Raw genomic sequence first — 26,575 nt, forward strand, 5'->3', positions numbered from 1 at the left:
CGCCGCCCGCGTGCGCCTCCCCGTGAGAGGGCGCGCCGCCTTCGGACGGCCGTGCGGTGGCGTTTACGGGTGTGCCCTCCTGTCGCTGCGCGACATCCTCCCCGTGGGAGGGCGCGCCGCCTTCGGGCGGCCGCGCGGCGGCGCGCTGGGTTCAGGCGCGGTTTGCCAGCCAGTGGCGGACGGCGGGGTGGTCCCATTGGGTGCGCGCATAGGTGCGCAGCGCGTCGGGAAGGCTGTCGCCGGGGATGGCCAGGCGGTTGAGCATCACGGCAAGGTCCAGATCGGCCAGGCTCCAGGCGCCGAACAGGTGTGACCGGCCGTGCGCGAGCAGCGCGCTGGCGACGCGGATCAGGCGCGCGGCATCGCAGTGGCCGGCGTCGCTCAGCGGGGCAGGGCGCGCCCCTTCGAAGATGACTTGCGTCGGACGTTCGCGGCGCAGGGTGTGCAGGTCGCTGCGCAGCCAAGCCTGCACCTGCCGCGCCCGGGCGCGCGGACGCGGGTCCGCCGGGTAGAGGGCCGCGTATTCCGGTGGCGGGAAGGCCTGTTCCAGGTATTCGGCGATGGCGCTGGATTCGCTCAGATAGAAGTCCTGGTGCGCCAGGACGGGGACCTTGCCGATGGGCGAGCGGTGCAGGAAGGGCGCGGTGCGCTGGTCGCCCTGATCCAGGTCGACCAGCCTGACCTCGAAGTCCAGGCCTTTTTCCTCCAGCGCGACGTACGCGGACAGGGCGTATGGGCTCAGGAATTGGGCATCGACGTATAGGGTCAGCGGCACGGCCACGGTCTCCTCGGGGTTGGCGCGAACAGGAATACTAGCAGCGCGCGGGCAGTTCGTCCGGGATGAGCACGAGCAGGTCCGTCACGCCGACGTCCGCGCCCGCCTGCGTCAGCAGCGTCGCGGCTTGCGCGCGCTCAGGCCGACAGGACCGCGCGGTTCCGCCCCCGTTGCTTGGCGCGGTACAGGGCGTGGTCGGCGCTTTCGATGATGGCCTGGATGTCGCCGTCGCGCGCGCCGGCCACGGCGATGCCCAGGCTGATGGTGATGCGGATGGTCGCCTGGTGGTATTCGATGGGCGTTTCCTGGACATTCCTGCGCATGCGCTCGGCGGTGGCCAGCACGGCATTGGGCGATGCCCCGGCCAGCAGGATGACGAATTCCTCGCCGCCGAATCGGGCGACCAGGTCGTGCTCGCGCACCGATGAGGTCAGGATCTCCCCGACCTTGCGGATGGTGGCGTCGCCGGCGCCGTGCCCATGGTTGTCGTTGACCAGCTTGAAGAAATCGATGTCGGCCATGATGACGGCGACCTGGCCCATGCGAGCGCTTTGTTCGGCGATCAGCATGGCTGCGGCATACAGGAAAGAACGCCGGTTCAGCAGGCCGGACAAGGGGTCGATGCCGGCGGCCTTGCGCAGTTCGCTGATCTCCTGGACGTAGCGCTGTTCTTCGATCTGCGCCCGGCGCTGGGCGTGTTCCGCGCGCGCCTGCTCCACGTCCAGGCGCCGCATCAGCGATCGCAGCGCGGCGGACAGATCGACGATTTCGCGTGCGCCGGCCAGGCGGGGCAGCATGGTTACCGATTCGTCGCGGCCCAGGTGGCTGGCCGCCCGGGTCAAGGCGCGCAGCGGACGGGCGATGCGGTTGGCAATGGTCCACGTCAGGGCAATGCCCGCGATGCTGATCAGGATGCTCAGAATGAGGACGCGCCATTCCAGCCGCCGGACGGCGACATAGGCGTCGCGGGCGGGCTGCTGCGCCACGATGATCCAGTTGCGCCCGGGGTAGTCGCGATAGCCGGAGGCCAGGGCGTAGCCCGTGAGCATTTCGCCGTTGTCGCTCTGCAGCTCGAAGTAGCCCTGGCGGCTTTGGCGCATGCGGGCGACCTGCGCGTCAGAGAACGGCTTGCTGCCCAGCCGCGGACCCAGCAGCATCGTGCCGTCGGACGAGAGTATCCACAGATCGCGCACGCCGTTGGAGGTATCGGCTTCCAGCATGGAGCGGCGCACGTCGGCGGCCCAGGTCCAGCTCAGGTGCGCGCCCAGCACGCCGACCAGGCGGCCGTTGTCCATGACGGGCGCAGAGATCTCCACGAAGCGGAAGCCCTTGCCGCGCGGACGCTCCAGCAGTTCGTTCAGCATCCTGGACTCGTGCACGTCGCCGATGTTGGGCGATTCCCGGCCGCGCTGGAACCACTGGCGGTCCGCGACGGAATCACCCTCGAGCTTGCGTTGGGTGGCGGCGATGACCCTGCCGTCCGGGTCGATGACGCCGATCCACGCGTAGTCCGTCATGGATTGCTGGCGGCCGGTGAGCAGTCCGCGCAGCGTGCCGGGATCCATGGTGCGCATGGTCGGTCCTTCCGCCAGGCTGCGGATTTCCCGGAAGCGTTCGAACATGTCGCGGTCCAGCGTGTGGGCCATGGCGCTCGCGATATCGGCAACGTGCTGTTCGATCAGGTCCCGCGTCTGGCGCTGCCCCATGTAGGCTGCACCCCCCGCGGCCGCGGCCACGAGGGCCAGACAGAGGGTGCCGGCCAACAGGAGGATCTGCTGCTGGATCGTGAGTGTTTGACGGCGGAACAACCTGGGTTCCCGGCTGGTATGAACGGCACCCATTCTGTCGCAAACACCGTCCGTGCGCTACATAATGTTCCTAATGTTGTATCAGTCTCCGCTCCTCCGAAAGCAGGGCGGTTTACAACCGCCGCCTACCGGCGCATGCGCCGCGGCGGCTCGGCAATCGGCCGAACGGTTGATCGTCCGGACGCTGCCAACGGTGTAGCGTTCAGGGGCCCATGTTGCTGCTTTACGTTGAAATCAGCCCGCCCAGTCCCGATATATCCACTATCTGAAAATTTTGTCCGGGAGCGGTAGTCTGGCGCATGGGGGTACGTGTGGAACCGACAGCGTAGGCAGCCTCACCGCGGCGGCGTGGGCCCGGCGGGCCAAGGCGCGGTCACCCGGAAGCGAGAGCGGGCAATATGGAGTTCAAGGACTACTACGACATCCTGGGCGTGGAGCGGGGCGCGGGCGAAGAGGACCTGCGCCAGGCTTACCGCAAGCTGGCCCGGCAATACCACCCCGACGTCAGTACGGAAGCCGATGCCGAAGTCCGCATGCGGGACATCAACGAAGCCTATGACGTGCTGCGGGATCCGGAGAAGCGGGCCGCCTACGACAACCTGGCCGCCGGCGTGTCGGCGGGAGCCGGCTATCGGCCGCCGCCAGGCTGGGACCAGGGCTTCGAGTTCAGCTCGGCCAACGGCGGCGAGGACGCCGACTTCAGCGAGTTTTTCTCTTCGCTGTTCGGCAATGCGACGCGCAAGCGGCCGCGCGGTTTTCGCGCGCGCGGGGAAGATCATCACGCCACGATCGAAATCGAACTGGAAGACACCTTGCATGGCGCGACGCGTGAGATCAGCCTGCGTTCCATGAAGATGGACGAGCACGGACGGCCGCGCCTGCAGGAGCGCAAGCTGAGCGTGAAGATACCGTCGGGCATCCGCGAGGGCCAGCGCATCCGCCTGGCCGGCCAGGGAATGGCGGGCTATGCGGGCGGTGCCGCGGGCGACCTGTATCTGGAAGTCCGCCTGCGGCCGCATCGGCTGTACCGCGTCGACGGGCGCGACTTGACGCTGACGCTGCCCGTGGCGCCATGGGAAGCCGCGCTCGGCGGCACCGTGACGGCGCCCACGCCGGGCGGACCGGTGGAAGTGGCGATACCGGCCGGGTCGCGCAACGGCGGCAAGCTGCGCCTGAAAGGGCGCGGCCTGCCCGGCAAGCCGCCGGGGGACTTGTACCTGGAACTGGAGGTCGCCCTGCCGCCCGCCGATACGCCGGCGGCACGGGAGGCTTACCGGAATCTGCAGCGACAGGCGCCCTTCGATCCCCGGGCCAAGCTGGGGCGCTGAGGGCATCGGCGCTGCGGCGGTATAGTTCGCCCCATGTGTTCCGACCTTCTCAGGTACTTCCCATGAGCGATACCGCCACGCGCCTCGCGCGCCGCCATCCCGATGAATTGATCGTGGGCCTTGTGTCCGTGTCCGACCGGGCCTCGCAGGGCGCCTACGAAGACCTGGGTATCCCGTCGCTGCGCGACTGGCTGGGGCAGGCGCTGTCGTCGCCGTGGCAATCGGTGGCGCGGCTGGTGCCCGACGAGCGGGCGCTGATTTCCGCCGCCCTGATCGAGCTGGTGGATGGGCTCGGCTGCGATCTGGTCCTGACCACGGGCGGGACGGGCCCCGCGCGGCGCGACGTGACGCCGGAGGCGACCCTGGCGGTGGCCACGCGCGAGATGCCGGGCTTCGGGGAACAGATGCGGCAGATCAGCCTGAAGTTCGTGCCGACCGCGATACTGTCGCGCCAGGTGGCGGTGCTGCGGGAAACCGCCGATCACGCCGCCCTGATCATCAACCTGCCCGGCCAGCCCAAGGCAATCAAGGAAACCCTGGAGGGCCTGCGCGCTGCGGACGGCGCGGTGGCGACGCCGGGGATTTTCGCGGCGGTGCCGTATTGCATCGACCTCATCGGCGGCCCCTACATGGAAACGCATCCCGACGTGGTCAAGGCGTTCCGGCCGAAGTCCGCGCTGCGCAAGTAGACCTGCGACAGCGCGGACCCGCCGGCGGACGCGGATCAGGGCTTGGCGACGTGCCAGCTACCGCCGCCCGCCCCATCGCCGGTGACGTCGCCCGGCTTGTTGTCTTTCTTGAACGTGTACAGCGGCATGCCGTCGTAGGCCCATTGCCGGCTGCCGTCATCGCGCGTGACGACGCTCCACTTGCCGGTGGGCTTGGCGTCGCTGCCCGCGGCAAGCGGCGGCCAGTTGGCGGCGCACTGCCCGGTGCAGTTGGACTTGCCCTTGGCGTCCTTGTCGTAGGTGTACAGCGTCATGTTCTTGTGATCGACCAGGGCGGGGCCCTTGTCGGTCTTGCCTTGCATGGCCGGCTGGGCCTGCACGGCGGAAACGGCGATCGCGCCGCAAAACAGGGTAAGGGCGAGGTAGGAGCGTTTCATGGGGATTCCTTTTTCGGCTGACGAAGCGGACGTTCGAAACCGCGGTAAGGGCATGCAAGGTCCCGCGCGCCGCGGCGCCACGGGACTGCTTCAGCATACTCCTACTGCGCTATAGTCCGGGATCGTTATCGCATCGAATGGGAGTTGCAATGATCCGTCGCGCAGGGGCGGCCGCCGTCGTGCTGGCCTTGGTGGGTTGCTCGTCGAGTGGCGACCTGTTGAAGAAGGACCCGGTGTTCTTCGGCCATACGAGCAAGTCTCCGCAGGCCTACGCGCAATGCGTGGCCGACGGCTGGCGAGGTCAGGGGGAACAGGTGAAGATGGTGGCCATCGACAATGGCTACGACGTGATCGACAACAGCGCGATGGGCATCAGCTCCGTGCTGCGCGTCATCCAGTATGCCAACGGCAACGTCGACATCCGCATGTCGTCGCGTTCGTCCTACGGGGCCCAAGGCCTGGTTCAGACGGCGAACCTCTGCATGTAGGGCGTCAGTGTCCGGCGATGGCACTCGCCCGGACATCCGAGCGGGAATCGGTGGTGGGCTCGCCGCCGGCCCCCGCCGTCAGTGCGGCGTGGTGAGCGCGCGCCGCTTCCAGGGCCTGGGTCAGGTATTCGTACAGGCGGCGCTGCTCTTCCACGAAATCATCGAACTTGATTTGTGCGTGGGCGTACGAGAGCCCCGTATGGCGCAGGCTGCTGATGAAGGCCGCGCGGGAGCGCCCGAGCAATTGCCAGCCCCGGTCCGCCAGGGCAAGCTGCTTTTCCAGATCGGTGACGCGCGCGAGCGCGGCGCGCAATTCCTGTTCGGTCGCCATGGCGGGCCCGTCGATATTTCCGCAAAAGCCGCAACATTAGCGCACGCAGCCACCGCGCATTCGATGGAAATCGGGCGGAAACCGCGGCTGTTTCAAGGCCCCCGCATGGCGGCGGGATCCCGGCCCGGGCGGTCCGGCAAGCCTTCCGCCGCGCCGATCGGGCGGGGTGGCTGCGGCCGGCGCGGGCGCCGGGGTGCCCGGCTTAGCGGCGCGAGGCCGAGGGGCGGTAGCCGGTGCCGCTGGGACGCGGTGCCGGCGTGGCATCCTTGTGCCGGAAGTTGATGCGGCCCTTGGTCAGGTCGTAGGGCGACATCTCCAGCGTCACGCGGTCGCCGGCCAGGATGCGGATACGGTGCTTGCGCAGGCGGCCGGAGGCATAGGCGCCCACTGCCACGCCGTTGTCCAGCGTGACGCGGTAGCGCGCATCGGGCAGCACTTCGTCGACGATGCCGTCGAGTTCGATTAGTTCTTCTTTCGCCATGGAAGTCTCCAGAAAGGGGTAAACCGTCCGGTCATGCCGCCGCAACGCAATGGGCGCCGCGGCCGAACAGCCGGCTCGGTCGCGTCCGGGGACGCGAAGGATGGAAGGGCGAGGACGCTGGCCGTCAGGGCGGCGAACCCGTCAAAACGGGTGCTTGGTCGCAGTCCGCTCATGCGGCAGGACTGGAAGAAGCGGTTGGGCGCGGCAGAACCGCTGTAAGGGGTCGGAAATCGCTCCAGGCGATGTCCGCGCTATGGAAATACAACACGCGATAGAGTTTAATTCAATTTTACCCTGGTGTAAACCCCGGTAGCGTTATCGTCCACGCAAGGAGCGAAGGAAGTGATTCCGTGGAAGCAAGCCCCATCGATTTCGGGTAAATGGACGCGCGATTGAAGCATTTATTTACGGTGGCTAACGGCAAGCTGAACCATCCGCTTATTTACCGCGCGCGCGCAGGGTTTTAATTGCGACGCGCCGATATACGGGAGTATTCTGCGGCCTCGCCGGCGGTGCGTTATCCCGCCTCGTTCGGCGTTCATGTCCGATCGCGAGACAAAATCGAGAGACAACCTTCTAAAAGAGTCTAGGCATGTGGATTTTGCTTTTGCTGCCGTTCATCGGCTTGCTCTGGGTACCCTTCTATAACCAGCCCCTACCCGAGCTGTTCGGTTTCCCCTTCTTCTATTGGTATCAGTTTCTGTGGGTGCCGATCACCGCGTTCCTGACGTGGATCGTCTATCGCAGCCAGCGCAACCGGGGAGACGAATAATGGCCGGTCAAATCAATTGGACCGCCCTGGGCGTGTTCATCTTCTTCTTCTTGCTGGTCACGGTCATGGGTTTCGCGGCATCGCGCTGGCAGCGCGGCGATACGGCCGCGCATCTGGACGAGTGGGGCCTGGGAGGGCGCCGCTTCGGCACCTGGATTACCTGGTTCCTGGTCGGCGGCGATTTCTATACCGCATACACCGTGATTGCGGTGCCCGCACTGGTCTATGCCGTGGGCGCCTACGGTTTCTTCGCGCTGCCTTACACCATCCTGGTCTATCCCATCGTGTTCACCATCATGCCGCGCTTGTGGCGGGTGGCGCAGAAGGCGGGACACGTAACATCGGCGGACGTCGTGTATGCGCGCTTCCAATCGCGGCCGCTGGAGCTGGCCATCGCCGTCACCGGCGTGCTGGCGACCATGCCCTATATCGCGCTGCAGCTGGTCGGCATGGAAGTGGTGATCAAGGCGCTGGGCCTGACGGGCGAGCTGCCCCTGGCCGCCGCCTTCGTGATCCTGGCCCTGTATACCTATTCCGCCGGCCTGCGCGCGCCCGCCCTGATCGCCTTCGTCAAGGACCTGATGATCTATATCGTGGTCCTGGTGGCGATTGTGCTGGTGCCGGCCAAGCTGGGCGGCTATGGCGCCGTGTTCGCCTCGGCGGGGACGGCCTTCGCAGCCAAGGGCGGCGCGACCGGCCTGACGCTGAAGGCCTCGCAGTTCCTGCCCTATGCCACGCTGGCGCTGGGCTCCGCCCTGGCCGCGTTCATGTACCCGCACACGCTGACGGGGATCTTCGCGGCCAAGAGCGCCGATACGATCCGCAAGAACGCGATCTTCCTGCCGGCCTATACGCTGCTGCTGGGCCTGATCGCGCTGCTGGGCTACATGGCCTATGCCGCCAACCTGCATCCGCAGACGCCCAACGACGTGGTGCCGCAGCTGTTCAACACGCTGTTCCCCAGCTGGTTCGCGGGCTTCGCCTTCGCGGCCATCGCGATCGGCGCCCTGGTGCCGGCGGCGGTGATGTCGATCGGTGCTGCCAACCTGTTCACGCGCAATTTCTGGAAGGCCTACGTCAACCCGTCGGTGACGCCGGCGGGCGAGGCCAAGGTTGCCAAGGTCTCGTCGCTGGTCGTCAAGGTCGGCGCGCTGATCTTCATCCTGTTCGTGCCCACGCAGTTCGCGCTGGACCTGCAACTGCTGGGCGGCGTGTGGATCCTGCAGACCTTCCCCGCGGTGGTGTTCGGCCTGTTCTTCGGCTGGTTCCGCGGCGGCCCGCTGCTGCTGGGCTGGCTGGTCGGCCTGGCCACCGGCACCACGCTGGCGTACATGGACGGCATCAAGCCCGTGCACGCCTTCGTGGTGGGCGGCGATACCTATGGCATCTACACGGGCCTGATCGCCCTGGTGGTGAACATCGTGGTCGCGATCGTCGCCCAAGCGGTGTCCAGCGCGGTCTCAGGCTCGCAGGGGGCGCGCCGGAGCGCCTGAGGCATCGCCCGACTTGACGCGTTCGCGCACCTTGTCGACCCGGCTGTCGATCATGGTCCACAGCAATGTGGCCAGCACTAGCGACAGCAGCACATTCAGGGTCGAGATCGCCAGCGCGTTGGTCAGGCCCACCCAGCTCGTCGCCTGATGCACCAGCAGAATGGCGACGGAATGAGAGATATAAATCGGGTAGCTCAGCTGCCCGATTTTTTTATCCAGCCGGTGCCGGGCCTGGTAGATGAAAGTCAGCGGCAGGATGCCCGTGAAGAGGGCCAGCGCCAGGGCGTCGCGCACGTTGTGATTGAAGTTCAGCGAGAAGTGGAACAGGGCGTAGACCACGAATAGCCCGGTGGCCACTTCCGGCAGGTAGTGGAAACGGCCGCTCAGGCGCTGCCACAGCGGCAGCAGCAGCCGGTGCGACAGCGCGCCGGCCAGGAACAGGGCCAGTTCCAGCGGAAAGAAGCGGTAGCTCCAGGGATCGGACTGGGCGACGCCGGCGTGCAGCAGCAGCAGGCGCAGCACCACCGAAGCCGCGAACAGGGCCAAGACCCAGCGCATCGAACGCAGGATGAACGGCGCGATCAGGTAGAAGCTGAGCTCCACGCCGAGCGTCCACGCCTGCGGCACGAGCAGCCCCTGGTACAGGGGCACGTCGCTGTCGGCATAGTTGCCGGTGAGGGTGAGCGATCCCCCCTTGATGCCGAAGAACATCAGCCAGTCCTGCCCGAAGATGAACAGGTTGGCCAGCACCAGGAACAGGTCCGCGCTGTTGGGACTGCGCCGGTAGACGTCCAGGAATTCCGGGTTGGCCACCCAGTTCAGCGCCAGGGCGACCACCGCGACGGCGAGGTAGGTCGGGAACAGGCGCAGCAGGCGGTTTTCGTAGAAGCGCCCCGTGCTGCGGTACGCCTCGTTGGTGTTCAGGATGTAGGAGATCAGGAAGCCTGAGATTACATAGAAGAGCTGCACCGCGAGCCTTCCTCCCACCAGCATATGGCCGTCGTTGAAAGGAGAATGGTCCAGTACAACCGATAGCGCGAACAACGTCCTGAGCAAACCCATGGGCGACCTCCTGGCCCGACTGCATGCCCTTGATTCTGCGCGCGCCGCGAAGGCAGCGGCCTCCTCCATAAGGACCGTAGTTGTCGCATATGCTTTGGCTGCATGGAAGGACTACACCCCGCGCGCACCCGGGCGGCCTTCATGTCATTTTGATGACAGGCACACAAACCGTCACGAATATCGGGCTGAATGTCGTATGACACCGTCATGAGGCTGTCATTGGGGCTGGCCAGACTACTCGCATCTTTGGAATGCGAGATCTACGTCATGACTTATGCGATCGATGTGCGCGGCGTCAGCAAGTCCTTTCGCGCCGGCCAGAAAGCCCTGGACGGCGTGAGCTTGCAGGTGCGCGACGGTGAAATGGTGGCGCTGCTGGGCGCTTCCGGCTCGGGCAAGTCCACGCTGCTGCGCCACCTGGCGGGCTTCGTGGCGGCCGATGCAGGGGGCGGCGAGATCCATGTCAATGGCGCGCTCATCCAGCACAACGGCCGGATCAGCCGCGATGTGCGGCGCGCCCGCGCCGGCATCGGTTTCGTGTTCCAGCAATTCAACCTGGTGGGCCGGCTGCCCGTCATCACCAATGTCCTGGCCGGCATGCTGCCGCGCGTGCCGCTGTATCGCAGCTTGCTGCGCTGGTTCCTGCGCGGTGAAGTCCAGGTCGGCCTGGACGCGCTGGCGCAGGTCGGCATCGAAGGCCACGCCTTCCAGCGCGCCTCCAACCTGTCCGGCGGCCAGCAGCAGCGCGCGGCCATCGCCCGCACCCTGGTACAGAACGCCCGCACCATCCTGGCCGACGAGCCGATCGCTTCGCTGGACCCGGAATCGTCGCGCCGCGTGATGGACACGCTGGCGCAGATCAACCGCACCCGCGGCGTCGCCGTCGTCGTGTCGCTGCACCAGGTTGACGTGGCCATGCGCTACTGCCCCCGGGTCGTCGCACTGCGCCATGGCAAGGTGGTGTACGACGGCCCGTCGGCCAACCTGACGGCCGAAATGCTGCAGGACCTGTACGGCGCCGAGCTCGGCGAACTGATGCCCGCGGCGCCGTCGGCCGATGCCGTGGCGCCGCTGTCCCCGGTCGGACGTCCGCAACTGGCGGCGGCCTGACTTTTCCTTTTCCTTCCTCTTGCAAGACACGGAGTTACCCTCATGCTTCGCAGAACTTTTTGCGCCCTCATCGCCACGGCGGCCCTTTCCGCGCCGGCGTTCGCCCAGGACGCGAAGACCCTGAATTTCGGCATCATCTCGACCGAATCGTCGAGCAATCTGCGCAGCGCCTGGCAGCCGGTTATCGATGACCTGAGCAAGGCCATCGGCGTGCAGGTCAAGCCCTTCTTCGCTTCCGACTACGCCGGCATCATCGAGGGCATGCGCTTCAACAAGGTGCAGATGGCCTGGTACGGCAACCTCTCGGCCATCGAGGCGGTGGATCGCTCGCAGGGCGAAGTGTTCGCCCACGTGATCGACAAGGACGGCAACCCGGGCTACTGGTCGGTGTTGGTTGCCGCCAAGGACGGCAAGGTCAAGTCGCTGGACGACGTGCTCAAGAACGGCAAGACCATGAGCTACGGCGCGGGCGATCCCAACTCGACGTCCGGCACGGCGGTGCCCGGCTACTACCTGTGGGGCGCCAACAAGATCGATCCCAAGTCCTTCTTCAAGAACTTCCGCATCGCCAACCACGAAACCAACCTGCTGTCGGCGATGAACGGCCAGGTCGATGTGGCCATCACCAACACCGAAGCGATGGAGCGCTACAGGATCAACACCGGAAAGTCCCCGGAAGAGAAGGTTCGCGTACTGTGGAAATCGCCCCTGATCCCGGCTGATCCGCTGGTGTGGCGCGCCGATCTGCCCAAGGACCTGAAGCAGAAGATCAAGGCCTTCTTCGTGAACTACGGCAAGACGGGCCCGGACGCCGCGCAGGAACTGGAGAAGCTGAAGACCTTGAGCTACAAGGGCTTCGTCGATTCCGACAATACGCAGCTGCTGCCGATCCGCCAGATCAGCCTGGCCGGCCAGCGCGCCAAGATCGAAAACGATACGACGCTCAGCGCGGAAGCCAGGCAGAAGCAGCTGGCCGAGATCGACGGCAAGCTGGCCGAGCTGGCCAAGCAGGTCGCCTCCGTCAAGTCGCAGCAGTAAGCGGCGCCGCCGCATATAGGTAAGAGAACCCATGAGTGCCACCTTGTCCACGGCGCGGCCCGCGCCTCAACCGCCCAAGGGCTCCCTGCCCGCCATGCTGACATGGGCGATCATCATTGCCGTGCTGGCCGCGTCGTGGCAGGGGGCCGACATGCGCCCGCTGGACCTGTTCCGCGATTCCGGGAACATGTCGCAGTTCCTGCAGGATTTCTTTCCGCCGAACTTCCGCGATTGGCGGATGTATCTGGAAGAGATGCTGGTCACGGTGCAGATCGCCATCTGGGGCACTTTCCTTGCCGTGGTGCTGGCGGTGCCGATGAGCCTGCTGTGCTCGTCGAACATCGTGCCGGCCTGGGTGCACCAGCCCGTGCGCCGGCTGATGGACGCTTGCCGCGCCATCAACGAAATGGTTTTCGCCATGCTGTTCATCGTGGCGGTGGGCTTGGGGCCGTTCGCCGGCGTGCTGGCCCTGTGGATCCATACCCTGGGCGTGCTGGCCAAGCTGTTTTCCGAGGCCGTGGAGGCGATCGATCCGCGGCCCGTGGAAGGCGTGCGGGCCACCGGCGCCGGTGCCATCGAAGAAATCGTCTTCGGCGTCATCCCGCAAGTTCTGCCGCTGTGGATTTCCTATTCGCTGTACCGCTTCGAATCCAATGTGCGTTCCGCGTCGGTGGTAGGTATCGTGGGTGCCGGCGGCATCGGCATGGTGCTCTGGGAAATCGTCCGCAGCTTCCAGTACGGCCAGACCTGCGCGGTGATGATCATCATCGTGCTGTTCGTGATCGCCATCGACGTGCTTTCGTCGCGCATACGCAAAATCTTCATCTGATCGCAGTCATCATGTCCGAAGCACTCACCCTATCGCGTGTCGAAAGCCTGTTCGCCGGCTATGGCAGCGCCTATTACGGCCGCGAGGCCGTCACCCAGACCGAACACGCCTTGCAATGCGCGGCGCTGGCCGAACAGGCGGGGGAATCGGCGGCCACGATCGTTGCCAGCCTGCTGCATGACGTCGGCCATCTGATGATGGCCGAGAGCGCGCTGGAGGACAAGCGCCACCAGGACATCGGGGCGCGCGCCTTGCTGGGCCTGGTCGGCGAAAGCGTGGTGGCGCCGGTGCGCCTGCACGTGCCGGCCAAGCGTTATCTCTGCGCGGTGGATCCGGCCTACTGGTCCACGCTGTCGCAGGCGTCGAAGGACTCCCTGGTGCTGCAGGGTGGCGCTTTCACGCCGGAGGAAGTGCAGGCGTTCGAACGCTTGCCCTATTTCGCCGAAGCCGTGCGCCTGCGCAAGTACGACGACTTGGCCAAGGTGCCGGGGGCGGCAACGCCCCCGCTGCGGCACTACCTGGAATTGCTGGAAACCGTCGCGGCCTGAAGCGGCCGCGCGGCCCTGCCGAGCCACCGAGGCCCCGCGTCGCCCGTTAATTCATCTTGATGTTCAGCGACGTGATGATGGCGTGCCACTTCTCGGTATCGTCGTGCACCTGCTGCTGAAACTTCTGCTGTGTCCAGGTGGAAACGGCCAGTCCCTGCTCCAGCATTCTTTTCTGCGTATCGGGATCCTGCAGGGCCTTGTTGATCGCGTCATGCAGCTTGGCGACGACGGCCGGCGGCGTACCGGTGCGCACGAACACCCCATACCAGGGCTCGTAGTCGAAACCCTTGATGCCGGCCTCCAGCATGGTGGGCAGGTCGGGCAGGGACGCCGCGCGCTGCGCGCCGGACGTCGCCAGCGGCCTGACCTGGCCGCTACGGATGTACGGCAGCACCGCCGGAATGGTAAGCAGCATGGCCTCGATGCGGCCGGAAATGAGATCCGTGATGGCGGGGCCCGATCCCTTGTACGGGATGTGGGTCAGCTTCAAGTCCTGCTTGGACTGCAGCCAGGCCATGGGCAGGTGGCCCGCGCTGCCGACGCCGCCCGATCCGTAGTTGACCGCCCCGGGATGCGCGCGGGCATAGTCCAGGAATTCCTTGATGTTGTGCACCGGCATGGAGTTGGTCACCACCAGCACGTTGGGCGTCTGCCCGACGTAGGCGACCGGCGTGATGTCCTTGAGCGGCTCGTAGCTCAGGTGCGGATACAGCGTCGCGTTGAAAGCGAAGCCGATGTGCTCGAGCATGATCGTGTAGCCGTCGGGATTGGACCGCGACAGCATGGTGCCGGCGATCGTGCCGCCCGCGCCGCCGCGATTGTCCGCGACCACGGTCTGCCCCAGGATGCGGCCCACCTTGTCCGCCAGGATGCGGCCGATGATGTCGGTCGTGCCGCCGGGGGCGTAGGGGATCAGCAGCGTCAAGGGCTTGCTGGGCCAGTCGTCCTGCGCCCGCGCGGGGCCTGGGGCGATCAAGGCGGCGCACAGGGTCGCGGCCACCGCGGCCATCCATGCGCGCGCGATGCCGGCGCGGCGAGTTGTCCCGGCCCGCGGCAGGGCGGCGGGCTGGTCCCGCCGCGTTGCCTGTCCTGGCGGGAAAGACGCCCTTGATGGGTGGGCCGCTGCGTTCTCGCCGCCGTTCTTATCGTGGTCCTGCATCGCTGCCTCCGTTGATGCGCGTTGTCTCCGTGCGATTCCGCCGTCCGGGGCGGAATGCCGTGTTTCGCCGCGATGGTCGGTGACGGGTCGCGGCGTCTCCCCGTGCGCGCTGTCGCGCGCCGAGGGTTATCGTTGTCGCAGATACAACTACTAATTTGGCGATTGTGATCCCTGAATGCGCGCCGCGTCAATCGGGTAAAAACGCATATGCATATAGGGGCCAGGTTTGCCGCATTGCAATAATCGATTATTCACCGTTGCGGCACGCGGATTATCGTAGTAGTGTACGCAACAACCATAAGCGGAATAGGCCGCCGGGCCCCCCGCATATTCCCACCCGAGGTTGCATGAGCAAAATACGCAAAGTCACGCTGCGCCGCCTGCGCCTGCCGCTGACCACCCCCTACCGCCTCTCCTATCGCACGTTCACCGAGTTCGAACCCTATCTGGTGGAACTGGAAGACGAGGCCGGCCGGCGGGCGTTCGCCGACGGCCATGTGTCGCCCGGTTCCAGCAGCGAGACGCGCGAGGGCGCATGGGCGTTCTGCCTGGAGCAGCTGGCTGCGCTGCCCGGACGCGATGCCGGCGACGCCAAGGCCGCGCTGCTGGCCCGCTTCCTGGACAGCAAGGTGGCCGTCACCGCCATGGTGTGCGCGATCGAGGCACTGGAGAACTCGCCCTTCCTGGACGTGGTGCAGGACACCGTGCTGCCGTTGCTGGTACCCGTCAGCGCCCTGGAGCCGGCCGCCATCGCCGAGGAGATCGACCGCCGCATCGCCGCGGGCTTCCGGGTCTTCAAGGTCAAGGTCGGCAAGGACGTCGCCGCGGACCTGGAGCGCGTACGCGCCATCCAGCGTGCGGCGGATGGACGCGCGAGCCTGCGCCTGGACGCCAACCGCGCCTATAGCCGCGACGACGCCGTGGCCTTCGTCGGCAAGCTGGACCCGGAAGGCATCGAGCTGTTCGAGCAGCCCTGCGATGCCGATGATTGGGACGCCAATGCCGCGGTGGCGCTGGCCAGCCCCGTGCCGCTGATGCTGGACGAACCGATCTGCGCGCTTGCCGATATCGACCGCGCCGCCACGCTGCGCAATGTGGGCTACTGCAAGCTGAAGCTCAAGCGTTTCGGCAGCCTGGAACGGCTGGCCGAAGGCCTGAATCGCGTGCGCGCCAACGGCATGCGCCCGGTCCTGGGCGACGGCCTGGGCAGCGAAGTCCATAACTGGATGGAAGCGTGCGTGGCGCGCACCACGATAGACAACGCCGGTGAGTTCAACGGCTTCCTGAAGCATCCGGACAAGCTGTTTCGCCAGCCGCTGGGCTTCGAGCGCGGCGCCGTCGTCATGCCGGCGGGCTATCGGCCCGAACTGGATCATGCCGCCATCGACAGGTTGACGGTCGAGCGGCGCGATTTCGGCGCCTGAACCACGCTGGCGCCTAACGAGAAGGAGAAGACCATGCCCCATGAAGCATTGCTGGCGGAACTCGATCGCCGGCGCGAAGCCGCGCGCGCCATGGGCGGCGAGGAAAAGCTGGCCAAGCGCCGCGCGGGCGGCGACCTGAATGCGCAGGAACGCCTGGACAAGCTGGTCGACGCCGACAGCTTCATCGAACTGGGCGTGCTGGGCGCCTCGGCGCGCTTCGAACTGGACGCGGACGAGACGCCGCGCGACGGCAAGCTGGTGGGCTTCGGCCGCATCGACGGGCGTGACGTCGGCGTGGTGGTGAATGACTTCACCACCAAGGGCGCGTCCACCAGCGCCACCAATTCGCGCAAGATGGGCTACGTCCGCAAGGCCTGCACCGAGCGCGGCATGCCCTTCGTGCACGTCGGCGAATCCACCGGCGCGCGCCTGCCGGACGCCATGGGTTCGCGCGGCATGGGCGCGCTGCTGGGCAACGACACCTCGCAGTTTCGCCGCATGCGCGATACGCCGTGGGTGGCCGCGGCGCTCAATACCTCGTTCGGGTCGTCGGCATGGCTGTGCTGCTGCTCGGATTTTTCCGTGATGAAGAAAGGCTCGATCATGTCGGTATCGAGCCCTCGCCTGGTGTCGATGGCCATCGGGGAAAAGGTAGACCTGGAAGAATTGGGCGGCTGGCGGCTGCACGCCGAACAGACGGGCCTGATCGACTATTTCGTCGACACCGACGAAGAGGCCATGCAGGCCATCCGCCGGTTCCTGTCCTATATGCCGTCGCACAACGGCCAGCTGCCGCCGGCCGCGGAGGTTACCGAAGGCTCGGGGGAAGGGCAGGAGCGGATCCTCGAGATCCTGCCGGAGAAGCGTACCCAGGTCTACAACATGAAGAAGATCCTGGAGATCATCTTCGACCGCGGCAGCCTGCTGGAAATCAAGGCCCGCTTCGGCAAGCCGCTGATCGCGGCACTGGCCCGCCTGCAAGGCCAGGTCGTGGGCGTCATTGCCAACAACCCGATGTCGGGCGGCGGTGCGCTGTCGGCCGAGGCGTGCCGCAAGGCGGTGGACTTCACCGTGATGTGCGACAGCTTCAATATCCCGCTGATCCGCTTCATGGATACGCCGGGCTTCGTCGTGGGGCTGGACGCCGAGCGGCGCGGCGCGCCGGGCCACATCATGAACTTCATGAACGCCACCTGCCTGACCACCGTGCCGCAGATTACGGTGCTGTGCCGCAAGGCCTATGGCCGCGCCTACGTGGCCATGGGCGGCGGCGCGCACAACGACGTCATGGTGGCGTGGCCGATGGCGGAGGTCAGCTTCATGGACCCGGTGTTCGCCACGAATATCGTGCACAACAAGGCGCCGTCCGACGAAGGCTTCGAGGAAGCGCTGGCCGACATCCAGAAGGACCTGGAAGTCTGGGACATGGCCCGGATCTTCTCCGCGCAGGACGTTATCAAGCCACAGGAAACCCGCGCATTCCTCATCCGCATGCTGGATGTGCACCGGCGCCGCCGTTCGGGCGGCATCGGCGAACACCTGATGCGTACCTGGCCTACGAGTTACTGAACCCCACCCCCCGAAGCGCTGCGCGCTTCCCCCCTCAAGGGGGGCGACGCTGGCGGACCGGCGGAGCCGGATCCGCGGCGTCCCGGATCGGGGCAGACCTGTTTATTGCGACGATGAAACCCACCCCCCGAAGCGCTCCGCGCTTCCCCCCTCAAGGGGGGCGACGCTGGCGGACCGGCGGAGCCGGATCCGCGGCGTCCCGGATCGGGGCAGACCTGTTTATTGCGACGATGAGACCCACGCTTAAGCGGTTTGCACTTGCCTCTCAACGGGCGATACCTGTTTCATGCGGTGAAGGTGGTGCGGGGCGCCATGGAGGACTGAAATGATGGAACGCAATCAGGCGCGCGGCATTATTGCTCGCGCGCGCGAGGAGAACCGGCAGGCCTTGAGCGAAGCCGACGGCAAGGCCTTGCTGGCGGCCTTCGGCATGGCCGTGCCGCGCTCGGTGGTGGCGTGCGACGCCGATGACGCCGCCGCGCAGGCGTCCGCGCTGAGCGGGCCTTTCGTGGCGAAGGTGGTGTCGCCCGACATTCTGCACAAATCGGACGCGGGCGGCGTGGCGCTGAACCTGCGCGATGCCGATGCGGTACGCGATGCGGTGCGCGCCATGGCGGCCAGGCCGGCGATTGCCGCGGCCCGCGTGGACGGTTGGCTGGTCGAGGAAATGGCGCCCCGCGGTATCGAAGTGGCCGTCGGTGCCGTGCGCGATCCGCAGTTCGGGCAGATGATCATGGTCGGCTTGGGCGGCATCTTCATCGAAGTGCTGAAGGATGTGGCCTTTCGCATCTGCCCCATTACCGAGGCCGATGCGTGGGCCATGCTGGACGAGCTGCGCGGCGCGGCCCTGCTGGATGGCGCGCGCGGCCAGGAAGCGGCGGACAGGCAGGCCCTGGTGCGCGCCTTGATGGCGGTAGGCGGCAAGGGCGGACTGCTGGAGACGCTGGGCGACGATCTGGCCGAGCTGGACATCAATCCCCTGATCGCATCGTCGAACGGTGTGCGCGCGGTGGACGCGCGATTCGTGTTGGCGCCGGTGCGGGAAGCGGCACCGGCCGAGCGTGCCGTCCCTGCGTCGCCCACGGGCAGCGATGTCCTTGAGTATTACCGGCCGCTGTTCCGGCCACGCACGGTAGCCGTGCTGGGCGCGTCGACGCGCAGTGTCGCGATCGCCAACACCTTCATCCGGCGGCTGAAGGCCTACGGCTACGACGGCGCCATCTACCCCATCCATCCCAGCGCGCCGGAAGTGGAGGGGCTGCCCGCCTATCCCAGCCTGGCCGAAACCCCGCAGCCGGTGGACTACGCCTACGTCGCGATCGGCGCCAGCCAGATTCCCGAGGTGCTCGGCGCGGCCGCGGGCCGGTGCCGGTTCGCGCAGGTGATTTCCTCCGGTTTTGGCGAGACGGAGGAGGGCCGCGACATGCAGCAGCGGCTGGTGGAACAGGCGCGGGCCGGCGGCGTACGCGTGCTGGGACCGAACTGCCTGGGCACGTATTCGCCGCGCGGCGGCCTGACGTTCCCATCCGACGCGCCCAAGGAAGCGGGCGCCATCGGGATCGTGTCGCAATCGGGTGGGTTGTCCACCGACATCATCAAGCGCGGCCAGTGGCGCGGCTTGCGCTTCAGCGGGCTGGTGACCATCGGCAATAGCGCGGACATCGCGCCGCACGATCTGCTCGAATACTTCCTGTACGACCCCGACACCAAGGCGGTGGGCCTGTACCTGGAGGACATCAAGGATGGCCGCGCCTTCTTCGACCTGCTGCGCAACGCGCCGGTGGCCAAGCCGGTGGTGATCCTGAAGGGCGGCACCACCAGCCTGGGACGTCTGGCAGCCAGCTCGCATACCGGTGCGCTGGCCGGCCATGAACGCGCCTGGGATGCCGTGGCGGCGCAGACACCGGTGGCGCTGGTGCAGACCGTCGACGAATTCATCAACGCGCTGCTGGCGCTGCAGCATTTGACGCTGCGTCCGGAACGGCCGACGCGCGCCGTGACGCTGTTCGGCAACGGCGGCGGCTCCAGCGTGCTGGGCGCCGATACGTTCGCGCGCGAAGGCCTGGCGGTGGCGCCTTTTGGCGCGTCCGCGCGCGCGGCACTGGAGTCCCTGGGCTTTCCACCGGGCACCAGCGTATTGAATCCCATCGATACGCCGGTGCGCTCGCTGCAGGAGAAAGACGGCTGGGTGGCGGGGGAAATCCTGGACCTGGTCTACGAACACGCGCGTCCGGACGCGGTCGCCATGCACCTGAACCTGGCCGCCTTCGTCGGCCGGGGGGCGGTCGATCCGATCGGCAATCTGCTCAGCGTGGTCGAACAGACGCAACGTAAATGGGCGGGACAGGCGCACTTCCTGCTGGCCTTGCGCGGGGATGGTTCACCGGAGCTGGAAGACAGCAAACGGGCCTATCGGGAGCGGGCACGAGCGGTGGGCGTGCCGGTGTATGACGAAATTCCGGATATGGCCAAGGCGTTGGCGGTGGTGTCGACGCTGGAGACGCGGATGGCGGCCTGGCGGGCGGCACTGGGGCCTGTCAACAGGCCCTAGCAAGCCACAACGCTACACCACCCCGGTATTCTTCTTGAACGACGCGACCTGCTCCGGCGTGAAGCTGGGCAACCGCAGATCGCGCAGATACGGGCCGAACGCTTCGTCGATCTGGCTGCCGAAGCGGGCGAAGATCTCCGCCATGTAATAGTCATGGCGTATCAGCGACAAGGCCATCGTGACAATAGGCATGTTCTTGGAGTGCGCCGCAATGACGTCACCCTCGACGTTGGCGGTGAGCATCTCGCGGTAATCGACGGCCAGGGTGAACAGGTTGTCCGCCGTGCCCATGCGTACGCCGTTGTTTTCATGGATATAGACGCTGCACTTGTCGGTGTAGCGGAATTCCTCCGCATTGTTGCCGAACAGGACGATCAGCAAGCGCACCCCCCGCGTGACGGCGGCCTCGCGCAAGCGGTCGGCATGGCGCCGCAGCACGTGGTCGGCGGCCTTGATCCAGACCGTCTCGGTGCTGCGCTCGATCAGCATGTCGATGTGTTCGTGCACCGCCGGGTCGCCACGCAGCGTCCAGACGTAGTGGTCGTCGCTACGCGGGGTGACGGCCTCCAGGCGTTCGGTCAGCCCTGAGCACAGCGAGCGCGTCTGACGTGCGATCGCGTCCAGCAGTTCGCGTGGCCGTGCGGCGACATAGCAGGTAGGGTTCTCGCGCACCGGCAGTACGGCGCCGCGCCGCGCCAGGCTGTCCAGCGCGCTGTAGGTATTGGGCCGCGGCACGCCCGCCTGCTTGGAGATCTCGTAGGCAGTCGAAGGCGGCATGCCCAGCAGCTGCACATAGACCTTGGCTTCATACTCGGTGAAGCCCAGTCTTTTCAAATCGCCGGAAATGTTGTCAGTGGACGCGTCGTCCCTGGCCACATGCTTGACGCTCATCGGGGTACCCCGTCGAAAACCGTGCGAGTTTAGCAGAGGGCTTGGCGGTGCGACTCGACGAAACCGGTATGGACATCGCCGGCGGCGAAGTCCGGATGTTCCAGGCAGGCGATCAGGAAATCGCGATTGTGCCGTATGCCTTCGACCGCGAATTGCCGCAAGGCATCCGCCGCGATACGGCGCGCGGTATCGCGGTCGTCTCCATGCGCGATCAGCTTGGCGACCATGGGATCGTAGAACGGCGTGATCTCGTCTCCTTCCCGGTAGCCGCTGTCCACCCGGACACCGGGCAGGTCCGCCGGCGGACGGAACACGGCCAGCCTGCCGGGCGACGGCATGAACATGCGCTTGGGATCCTCGGCATACAGCCGGCATTCGATGGCATGTCCGCGCGTGGCGATCTCGTCCTGGGCCAGTGCCGGCAGCTGGCCGCGTGCCAGGTCGATCTGCATGGCCACCAGATCCCGGCCGGTGATCATTTCGGTCACCGGATGCTCCACCTGGATGCGCGTGTTCATTTCCAGAAAGTAGAACTCGAAAGAGGCCGCGTCCACGATGAATTCGACCGTGCCCGCGCCCTGGTAGCGGGTGGCGCGGCACAAGTCCACGGCCGCCTGGGCCATGCGGGCGCGCGTCGCGGCGGGCAGTCCCGGTGCCGGGCTTTCCTCGATGATTTTCTGGTAGCGGCGCTGCAGCGAGCAATCGCGTTCGTACAGGTGTATGGCGTTGCCGTCGCCAAAGCCGAAGACCTGGATCTCGACGTGGCGCGCCAGCGGAATGTAGCGCTCCAGGAATACCGCGCCGTTGCCGAACGCCTTGGCGGCCATGGATTGGCTGGCTTCGACGACGGCCATCAAGTCCTCGGGCTTGTCGACCCGGCGCATGCCGATGCCGCCGCCACCGGCGACGGCCTTGACCAGCAGGGGGTAGCCGACGCGCGCGGCGCTTTCCGCCATGCCGTCCAGGGCACCCGCTTCGTAGCGCTCGCTGCCGGGTACGACGGGCACGCCGGCGGCGACGGCCAGTTCGCGCGCGCGCTGCTTGTCGCCCATGTCCCGAATGCTGTCGGGGCGCGGGCCGATCCAGGTCAATCCCGCTTGCAGGACGGCCTGGGCGAAGGAAGCGTTTTCCGAAAGAAAGCCATAACCGGGGTGGACGGCTTGCGCGCCTGCCTGCGCGGCGGCTTGCAGTATGGCGTCCTGCCGCAAATAGCTTTCGCTGGCGCGCGACGGCCCGATGGCACAGGCCTGGTCCGCCATGGCCACGTGCGCCGCCTCGCGGTCGGCCTCGGAATAGACGGCGACGGTCTCGATGCCCAGCGCGCGGCAGGTGCGCATGACACGGCAGGCGATCTCGCCGCGATTGGCGACCAGCAGACGGTTCAGGGACGCCATGGCGCGCTCACACCGTCAGGCGCGCGACGACGCTGCCTTCGGAAATGGTCTGTTCGGGTTGGACCAGGATTTCGGCGATGGTGCCGGCCTCCGGCGCGACGACCGGGATTTCCATTTTCATGGATTCCAGGATGACGATGGGTTCGTCTTCTTCCACCGTATCGCCCGCTTGCCGCAGCACTTTCCACACATTGCCGGTGATTTCGGTTTTGACGTCTACGGTACTCATGCCGTGCTCCTCCGTATGGCCCCATGGCTGCCGCGTCCGCCTCGCATGGCTGTCGGATACATAAACCGACCGGGCTCGGACGCGATGGAAATCAGAATAGGCGATTTTGGTAGTTGTCGCAACAACAACGTAAATGCAGTAGGCCCCGGCAATGAAACCGTGGCCCAGGGCATGGGCCGTCGGAAACAGTTTCGGCCGGCATGCCAGGGCGTGAACCGTTGACGGATCGTGGGGCCGCGCCGCCGTCCTCCGGATGGCCAGCGGGATCGAATCGCAGCGCCGCGGCACAACAGGGGATCACGTTTCCCGTCATGGGATCCCATCGTCCTGGGTTTCTTCGTCATGATCGCCTGCACTCCTCCCATCCCGCACGTCCCCGCACCGGACGACACCAGCGGCTTCCCCGCATCGCCCGCGCCAGGCGCGGCGGCGCCGGATGGCGCCCATGCGCATGCCGCCAGCGCGGCGCAGCTTTTCGAGGCCGCCGTTCCGGACGACCCGCTCTTCCCGTATCAATGGCACCTGAAGAACACCGGGCAGCACGTCTTTGGGGATACGCGGCCCCAGGCCGGCGTCGACTTGAACCTGGGTACGCTGCACCAGCAGGGCATCACAGGCAAGGGCGTGGTCGTCGCCATCCACGAACCCGGCCGCATCGATCCGGACCACGAAGACCTGGCGCCCAATCTGCTGGCCCGCCATCCGCTGGACCGGGCCACCGCGGGGGATTTCGATGTGGCCCACGCCACCGCCACCGCGGGCATCATTGCCGCCGTGGAAGGCAATGGCAAAGGCGGCGGAAGCATTGCGCCGGGGGCGCAGCTGATCGATATGGCGGCGCCCGGCGCGGGCGATCTGCCCCGGGCGCGGCTGCATAACCTGAGCGGCGGGAGCTCGCCCGTCCTCTTCACGCCGTACTCGGCCGCGGAATATCCGGACCAGGATGTGGACGGCGGCAGCGGCGACCTCTTCATCAAGTCCGGCGGCAATGAATTCGAAAGCGCCGAAAAAATCGGCGTCAGCGCGCAGGCCTGCAGCGCGGCGACCGGCGGCACCGGCACCAGCTGCCTGACCGCGGCGGCGGAATCCATGAACGCCATGGCGAGGGTGGTGACGGTCGCATCGGTGAATGCCGCCGGCGTGAAGGCTTCCTACTCCAGCTCCGGTTCAACGCTATGGGTGTCCGGCCTGGGCGGCGAGTATGGCCATGAAAGGCAGTACGTGACCGATTCCGGTGCCGTGGGGCTTCCCAACGTTGCCGATGCGCACCTATACGCGCCGGCCATCGTGACGACCGATATGTCCGGCGCGGACCGTGGCCTGAACCGCGACCGGCCCGGCTCGCCGCGCTACAACGCCCTCGATGGCGGCAGCCTGTCCAGCGTCGACGCCAGCGGCGACTACACCGCGCGGGCCAACGGCACGTCGGCCGCCGCGCCCACCGTGACGGGCGTGACCGCGCTGATGCTGCAGGCCAATCCCGCGCTGACCTGGCGCGACATCAAGTACATCCTGGCCACCACCGCGCGCCAGATCGACCCCGACCGGCAGAAGATCGTCTGGCAGGGGCTGGTGCTGGACGATGGCTGGGTCACCAATGCCGCGGGCCGCGCCTTCAGCAACTGGTACGGCTACGGACTGGTGGACGCAACCGCCGCCGTGCAGGCCGCGCAGCGCCACACGCCCCTGGGGCCGCTGCGCAATACCGGCTGGCTGGCGACCGCGGACAAGGAAGCGCCCGTCGCCGCCAGGGAGGCGGCGGCGTCTGGGCCCCGCATCACCGTGGATGACGATATGAAGATCGAGACGGTACAGCTGCGCTTGCGGACGACGCACAAGAATCCCAACCAGCTGCATATCGTGCTGACGTCTCCATCAGGCACGTCCAGCATCATCCTGCCGGCGCATACCCTGGTCGCGCTGCCTGACGGCGCGTTCTCCATAGACCTGACGGCGTCCAATGCCTTCCTGGACGAGTCGGCACGCGGCACCTGGACGCTGCGCGTGGTCGACGCGAAGGACCCGGCGCCCACAAGCGCGGTCGTGTCCTGGGAACTGCGCGTACTGGGGCATTGAGCACATGGCCCGCACGACGCAACCATCCGCGCGCGCCGGGCGCCTGCGCCCCTGCGCCGGATTGTTCCGGCGCGTGGGCGCATGGAGCCTGCTGGCCGTGGGCGGCGTGTCTTTCTGGATCTACGTCGGCCGTACCGACAAGACGATCTTGCCGAAGATACCGCCCGCTTCCATCCATGCGTGGGCCTGGGCGGCCTGCGCCAGAGGGAATACCTTTTCCACGATGGGCGTGGCACGGCCGTCCGCGATACCAGGCAGCGCGCGCTCGCTGAACTCCCTGACGATGGCGGCCTTTTCCGGCGCCGGGCGCGAGCGCAGGACGCTGCCGATGATCTGTTGACGCTTGACCATCATCAGGGCCAGGTTCAGCTCGGCCTTGATGCCGGACATGACGCCGATGATCACCAGGCGTCCGCCGGCGGCCAGCGAATTCATGTTCGGTGCGAGATAGCGGGCGCCGATATGGTCCAGGATCACGTCGGCGCCTTTCTTGTTCGTGATGGTCTTGACTTCGGCCGCGAAGTCCGGCGTTGCACGGTAGTCGATGACGTGATGCGCGCCCAGCACCTTGAGCCGGTCTTCCTTGCCGGGCGATGCCGTCACGATCAGGCGCGCGCGCGGGGCCAGTGCGCGGCACAGCAGCAGGGCGGCCGTGTTCACGCCGCCGCCACCGCCATGCAGGAGCGCGGTATCGCCGTCGCGCAGGCCGCCCACCATGAACACGTTCAAATAGGCGGTGATATAGGTCTCGCAGACGCAGGCGGCGGTCTCGAAGTCCATGCCCTCGGGGATGCGCATTAGCAGGTCGGCCCGTGCGCGCGCGTATTCCGCATAGCCGCCGCCCCCGACCAAGGTCATGACGCGGTCGCCGGGCCGCCAGTCGCGCACGTCCGGGGCCACGGCCTCCACGACGCCGGCCACTTCCAGGCCCAGGATGTCGGACTCGCCCGGCGGCGGCGGGTAATTGCCCTCCCGCTGGACGATGTCCGGACGATTGACGGACGTGGCGTGGACGCGGATCAGGACTTCGCCCGGTCCGGCGACCGGTCGCGGCGCATCGCCGTAGTACAGGACGTCGGCCGTTCCCGGCTCGCGCATCAATATGGCCTTCATGGTGGCGCCTGCATCGTTGCTCATCCTGGTCTCCGTCTGGGGAAAGGCCGCGGCGCCGCGCGCCGTGTAGCGGGATGCGCCCGCCGGTGGGCGCGTCCCGCCGCGGACATCATGCGGCGATGGCGTCTTGCATATCGTAAGGCACGGTGGCCGCGCCCTTGATCTGCGTGCGGTGCATGATGCGGCTGACGCTGGGATCGAAGGCATCGCGGCGATGCAGCGTGCAGCGGTTGTCCCACAGGATCAGGTCATGCGGCTGCCATTCCTGGCGGAAGGTGAATTCCGGCTGGGTCGCATGCGCCCACAGCTGGTCCAGCAGTTCGTTGCTTTCGTCCAGCGGCAGGCCGACGATATAGCTGTTGCGGCGGCGGCCCAGGTACAGGGCGGCACGGCCGGTTTCCGGATGGCGCACCACCAGCGGATGGCGCGAGCCCGGCGCTTCGCGCGGGTCGGTGACTTCCTTCATGCCCTTGCGCATCATGCCGGCGCTGTTATAGGTGGCGTCGTGGATGGCGCGGCGGCCGGCGATGGCCTGCTTGAGCGCGGACGGCAGCGTTTCGTAGGCCAAATACATATTGGCCCAGAAGGTGTCGCCGCCGCTGGGCGGGACGTCCAGCGCATGCAGCAGCGCGGCCATGGGCGGCGTGTCGATATAGGTCATGTCGCAATGCCAGACCGCTTCGCCGTCGCCCAGGTTGCCGATCGGCACGCCGTCCTTCTTCACGTTGGAGATGACGTTGATCTCCGGGAATTCCACCAGGAAGGGCTTGCCGTAGGGATTCGGGCCCGGGGGGTCCAGTTCGCCGAAGACCCGGCTCAGCGCCAGCAGTTCGGGATCGCTCAACAGCTGGCCGCGAAAGCGCAGGACCAGGTGCTCGCCCCAGGCGCGCTTGAGCGCCGCGACGTCGGCGGCAGCCAGCGGCGCGCGCAGATCCAATCCGGAAATTTCGGCGCCAAGCGCCGGCGCGAGAGGAGTAACGGTAATCGAAGACATGATGTTG

General features: G+C 66.7%; 25 protein-coding genes. 13 read left to right on the top strand and 12 right to left on the bottom strand.

The genetic code is table 11. From position 1 onward, the window contains the following. Positions 1 to 151 precede the first annotated feature (151 nt). Positions 152 to 781, bottom strand: a complete 630-nt coding sequence (gene yfcF, locus AKI39_RS04295) for a glutathione transferase (RefSeq protein ID WP_083228618.1) — start codon at positions 779 to 781, stop codon at positions 152 to 154. A 131-nt stretch (positions 782 to 912) separates the two neighbouring features. Next, positions 913 to 2,583, bottom strand: coding sequence for a sensor domain-containing diguanylate cyclase (locus AKI39_RS04300; RefSeq protein ID WP_158515150.1), 1,671 nt, complete (start codon positions 2,581 to 2,583; stop codon positions 913 to 915). Positions 2,584 to 2,981: 398 nt separating this feature from the next. Between AKI39_RS04300 and AKI39_RS04305 the strand changes: the two genes are divergently transcribed. After that, positions 2,982 to 3,911: a DnaJ C-terminal domain-containing protein gene (locus AKI39_RS04305; RefSeq protein WP_066632793.1), complete on the top strand. Its 930-nt coding sequence runs from the start codon at positions 2,982 to 2,984 to the stop codon at positions 3,909 to 3,911. Positions 3,912 to 3,973: 62 nt separating this feature from the next. Beyond that, complete coding sequence (mog, locus tag AKI39_RS04310; RefSeq protein ID WP_066632795.1) at positions 3,974 to 4,600, top strand: molybdopterin adenylyltransferase; 627 nt, start codon at positions 3,974 to 3,976, stop codon at positions 4,598 to 4,600. A gap of 35 nt (positions 4,601 to 4,635) precedes the next feature. On the opposite strand, the gene AKI39_RS04315 is transcribed toward mog, so the two are convergent. Further along, a complete protein-coding gene (locus tag AKI39_RS04315; protein ID WP_066632797.1) occupies positions 4,636 to 5,016 on the bottom strand; it encodes a COG4315 family predicted lipoprotein in 381 nt (126 codons plus the stop codon). A gap of 149 nt (positions 5,017 to 5,165) precedes the next feature. Between AKI39_RS04315 and AKI39_RS04320 the strand changes: the two genes are divergently transcribed. Further along, positions 5,166 to 5,504 (top strand): hypothetical protein, encoded by a 339-nt coding sequence (locus AKI39_RS04320; RefSeq protein ID WP_066632805.1) that lies wholly within the window; start codon positions 5,166 to 5,168, stop codon positions 5,502 to 5,504. A gap of 4 nt (positions 5,505 to 5,508) precedes the next feature. Here the strand turns inward: AKI39_RS04320 and AKI39_RS04325 are convergent, their stop codons facing one another. Further along, positions 5,509 to 5,835 carry a hypothetical protein gene (locus AKI39_RS04325; protein ID WP_066632807.1) on the bottom strand — a complete coding sequence of 109 codons (327 nt, stop codon included), beginning with the start codon at positions 5,833 to 5,835 and terminating at the stop codon, positions 5,509 to 5,511. 202 nt (positions 5,836 to 6,037) lie between these two features. Further along, complete coding sequence (gene infA, locus AKI39_RS04330; RefSeq protein WP_066632809.1) at positions 6,038 to 6,316, bottom strand: translation initiation factor IF-1; 279 nt, start codon at positions 6,314 to 6,316, stop codon at positions 6,038 to 6,040. Between the two features lie 592 nt (positions 6,317 to 6,908). Here infA and AKI39_RS04335 point away from each other — a divergent pair. Further along, positions 6,909 to 7,088: a DUF3311 domain-containing protein gene (locus AKI39_RS04335; protein ID WP_066632812.1), complete on the top strand. Its 180-nt coding sequence runs from the start codon at positions 6,909 to 6,911 to the stop codon at positions 7,086 to 7,088. Beyond that, positions 7,088 to 8,581: a monocarboxylate uptake permease MctP gene (mctP, locus tag AKI39_RS04340; RefSeq protein WP_066632816.1), complete on the top strand. Its 1,494-nt coding sequence runs from the start codon at positions 7,088 to 7,090 to the stop codon at positions 8,579 to 8,581. The genes AKI39_RS04335 and mctP overlap by 1 nt, the downstream gene beginning before the upstream one ends. Here mctP and AKI39_RS04345 read toward each other — a convergent pair. Beyond that, positions 8,549 to 9,643: an acyltransferase family protein gene (locus AKI39_RS04345; RefSeq protein ID WP_066632818.1), complete on the bottom strand. Its 1,095-nt coding sequence runs from the start codon at positions 9,641 to 9,643 to the stop codon at positions 8,549 to 8,551. The genes mctP and AKI39_RS04345 overlap by 33 nt on opposite strands. A 267-nt stretch (positions 9,644 to 9,910) precedes the next feature. Between AKI39_RS04345 and phnC the strand changes: the two genes are divergently transcribed. Genes phnC through AKI39_RS04365 form a run of 4 tightly spaced genes read left to right on the top strand, consistent with a single transcriptional unit; the run spans position 9,911 to position 13,168 of the window. Further along, positions 9,911 to 10,753 carry a phosphonate ABC transporter ATP-binding protein gene (phnC, locus tag AKI39_RS04350; protein ID WP_066632820.1) on the top strand — a complete coding sequence of 281 codons (843 nt, stop codon included), beginning with the start codon at positions 9,911 to 9,913 and terminating at the stop codon, positions 10,751 to 10,753. Between the two features lie 42 nt (positions 10,754 to 10,795). After that, positions 10,796 to 11,791: a phosphonate ABC transporter substrate-binding protein gene (gene phnD, locus AKI39_RS04355; RefSeq protein WP_066632822.1), complete on the top strand. Its 996-nt coding sequence runs from the start codon at positions 10,796 to 10,798 to the stop codon at positions 11,789 to 11,791. Between the two features lie 31 nt (positions 11,792 to 11,822). Beyond that, complete coding sequence (gene phnE / locus AKI39_RS04360) at positions 11,823 to 12,620, top strand: phosphonate ABC transporter, permease protein PhnE (protein WP_066632825.1); 798 nt, start codon at positions 11,823 to 11,825, stop codon at positions 12,618 to 12,620. An 11-nt stretch (positions 12,621 to 12,631) separates the two neighbouring features. Continuing rightward, a complete protein-coding gene (locus AKI39_RS04365) occupies positions 12,632 to 13,168 on the top strand; it encodes a phosphonate degradation HD-domain oxygenase (protein ID WP_066632828.1) in 537 nt (178 codons plus the stop codon). Positions 13,169 to 13,214: 46 nt separating this feature from the next. Here the strand turns inward: AKI39_RS04365 and AKI39_RS04370 are convergent, their stop codons facing one another. Next, entirely contained in the window at positions 13,215 to 14,327 is a 1,113-nt protein-coding gene (locus AKI39_RS04370; protein ID WP_083228620.1) for a Bug family tripartite tricarboxylate transporter substrate binding protein, read from the bottom strand. Between the two features lie 347 nt (positions 14,328 to 14,674). On the opposite strand from AKI39_RS04370, the gene AKI39_RS04375 reads away from it, so the two are divergent. The 3 genes from AKI39_RS04375 (at position 14,675) to AKI39_RS04385 (ending at position 19,871) form a co-directional block, all read left to right on the top strand. Beyond that, a complete protein-coding gene (locus tag AKI39_RS04375) occupies positions 14,675 to 15,751 on the top strand; it encodes a mandelate racemase/muconate lactonizing enzyme family protein (RefSeq protein WP_066632833.1) in 1,077 nt (358 codons plus the stop codon). 33 nt (positions 15,752 to 15,784) lie between these two features. Beyond that, entirely contained in the window at positions 15,785 to 17,320 is a 1,536-nt protein-coding gene (locus tag AKI39_RS04380) for an acyl-CoA carboxylase subunit beta (protein ID WP_066632837.1), read from the top strand. Positions 17,321 to 17,645: 325 nt separating this feature from the next. Continuing rightward, the gene (locus AKI39_RS04385; RefSeq protein WP_066632840.1) at positions 17,646 to 19,871 is read left to right on the top strand and encodes an acetate--CoA ligase family protein; all 2,226 of its coding nucleotides are present in this window, start codon (positions 17,646 to 17,648) and stop codon (positions 19,869 to 19,871) included. A 12-nt stretch (positions 19,872 to 19,883) separates the two neighbouring features. Here the strand turns inward: AKI39_RS04385 and AKI39_RS04390 are convergent, their stop codons facing one another. The 3 genes from AKI39_RS04390 to AKI39_RS04400 are packed head-to-tail and all read right to left on the bottom strand — an operon-like array spanning position 19,884 to position 22,385. Further along, the gene (locus AKI39_RS04390; RefSeq protein WP_066632843.1) at positions 19,884 to 20,762 is read right to left on the bottom strand and encodes a TrmB family transcriptional regulator; all 879 of its coding nucleotides are present in this window, start codon (positions 20,760 to 20,762) and stop codon (positions 19,884 to 19,886) included. Between the two features lie 29 nt (positions 20,763 to 20,791). After that, positions 20,792 to 22,156 carry an acetyl-CoA carboxylase biotin carboxylase subunit gene (locus AKI39_RS04395; RefSeq protein WP_201258549.1) on the bottom strand — a complete coding sequence of 455 codons (1,365 nt, stop codon included), beginning with the start codon at positions 22,154 to 22,156 and terminating at the stop codon, positions 20,792 to 20,794. A gap of 7 nt (positions 22,157 to 22,163) precedes the next feature. Beyond that, entirely contained in the window at positions 22,164 to 22,385 is a 222-nt protein-coding gene (locus AKI39_RS04400) for a biotin/lipoyl-binding carrier protein (protein WP_066632846.1), read from the bottom strand. 342 nt (positions 22,386 to 22,727) lie between these two features. On the opposite strand from AKI39_RS04400, the gene AKI39_RS04405 reads away from it, so the two are divergent. After that, positions 22,728 to 24,461, top strand: a complete 1,734-nt coding sequence (locus tag AKI39_RS04405) for a S8 family serine peptidase (protein WP_083228621.1) — start codon at positions 22,728 to 22,730, stop codon at positions 24,459 to 24,461. Positions 24,462 to 24,581: 120 nt separating this feature from the next. Here the strand turns inward: AKI39_RS04405 and AKI39_RS04410 are convergent, their stop codons facing one another. Further along, positions 24,582 to 25,598 (bottom strand): NAD(P)H-quinone oxidoreductase, encoded by a 1,017-nt coding sequence (locus AKI39_RS04410; RefSeq protein WP_201258550.1) that lies wholly within the window; start codon positions 25,596 to 25,598, stop codon positions 24,582 to 24,584. An 85-nt stretch (positions 25,599 to 25,683) separates the two neighbouring features. Next, positions 25,684 to 26,568 (bottom strand): TauD/TfdA dioxygenase family protein, encoded by an 885-nt coding sequence (locus AKI39_RS04415; protein ID WP_066632848.1) that lies wholly within the window; start codon positions 26,566 to 26,568, stop codon positions 25,684 to 25,686. Positions 26,569 to 26,575: the final 7 nt, after the last annotated feature.

The organism is Bordetella sp. H567, assembly GCF_001704295.1.
GTDB lineage: Bacteria > Pseudomonadota > Gammaproteobacteria > Burkholderiales > Burkholderiaceae_B > Bordetella_C.

Coding starts and splice junctions, on each gene's coding strand:
- AKI39_RS04305 (WP_066632793.1), top strand. CDS start 2,982: ATGGAGTTCAAGGACTACTACGACATCCTGGGCGTGGAGCGGGGCGCG.
- mog (WP_066632795.1), top strand. CDS start 3,974: ATGAGCGATACCGCCACGCGCCTCGCGCGCCGCCATCCCGATGAATTG.
- AKI39_RS04315 (WP_066632797.1), bottom strand. CDS start 5,016: ATGAAACGCTCCTACCTCGCCCTTACCCTGTTTTGCGGCGCGATCGCC.
- AKI39_RS04320 (WP_066632805.1), top strand. CDS start 5,166: ATGATCCGTCGCGCAGGGGCGGCCGCCGTCGTGCTGGCCTTGGTGGGT.
- AKI39_RS04325 (WP_066632807.1), bottom strand. CDS start 5,835: ATGGCGACCGAACAGGAATTGCGCGCCGCGCTCGCGCGCGTCACCGAT.
- infA (WP_066632809.1), bottom strand. CDS start 6,316: ATGGCGAAAGAAGAACTAATCGAACTCGACGGCATCGTCGACGAAGTG.
- AKI39_RS04335 (WP_066632812.1), top strand. CDS start 6,909: ATGTGGATTTTGCTTTTGCTGCCGTTCATCGGCTTGCTCTGGGTACCC.
- mctP (WP_066632816.1), top strand. CDS start 7,088: ATGGCCGGTCAAATCAATTGGACCGCCCTGGGCGTGTTCATCTTCTTC.
- AKI39_RS04345 (WP_066632818.1), bottom strand. CDS start 9,643: ATGGGTTTGCTCAGGACGTTGTTCGCGCTATCGGTTGTACTGGACCAT.
- phnC (WP_066632820.1), top strand. CDS start 9,911: ATGACTTATGCGATCGATGTGCGCGGCGTCAGCAAGTCCTTTCGCGCC.
- phnD (WP_066632822.1), top strand. CDS start 10,796: ATGCTTCGCAGAACTTTTTGCGCCCTCATCGCCACGGCGGCCCTTTCC.
- phnE (WP_066632825.1), top strand. CDS start 11,823: ATGAGTGCCACCTTGTCCACGGCGCGGCCCGCGCCTCAACCGCCCAAG.
- AKI39_RS04365 (WP_066632828.1), top strand. CDS start 12,632: ATGTCCGAAGCACTCACCCTATCGCGTGTCGAAAGCCTGTTCGCCGGC.
- AKI39_RS04370 (WP_083228620.1), bottom strand. CDS start 14,327: ATGCAGGACCACGATAAGAACGGCGGCGAGAACGCAGCGGCCCACCCA.
- AKI39_RS04375 (WP_066632833.1), top strand. CDS start 14,675: ATGAGCAAAATACGCAAAGTCACGCTGCGCCGCCTGCGCCTGCCGCTG.
- AKI39_RS04380 (WP_066632837.1), top strand. CDS start 15,785: ATGCCCCATGAAGCATTGCTGGCGGAACTCGATCGCCGGCGCGAAGCC.
- AKI39_RS04385 (WP_066632840.1), top strand. CDS start 17,646: ATGATGGAACGCAATCAGGCGCGCGGCATTATTGCTCGCGCGCGCGAG.
- AKI39_RS04390 (WP_066632843.1), bottom strand. CDS start 20,762: ATGAGCGTCAAGCATGTGGCCAGGGACGACGCGTCCACTGACAACATT.
- AKI39_RS04395 (WP_201258549.1), bottom strand. CDS start 22,156: ATGGCGTCCCTGAACCGTCTGCTGGTCGCCAATCGCGGCGAGATCGCC.
- AKI39_RS04400 (WP_066632846.1), bottom strand. CDS start 22,385: ATGAGTACCGTAGACGTCAAAACCGAAATCACCGGCAATGTGTGGAAA.
- AKI39_RS04405 (WP_083228621.1), top strand. CDS start 22,728: ATGATCGCCTGCACTCCTCCCATCCCGCACGTCCCCGCACCGGACGAC.
- AKI39_RS04410 (WP_201258550.1), bottom strand. CDS start 25,598: ATGAGCAACGATGCAGGCGCCACCATGAAGGCCATATTGATGCGCGAG.
- AKI39_RS04415 (WP_066632848.1), bottom strand. CDS start 26,568: ATGTCTTCGATTACCGTTACTCCTCTCGCGCCGGCGCTTGGCGCCGAA.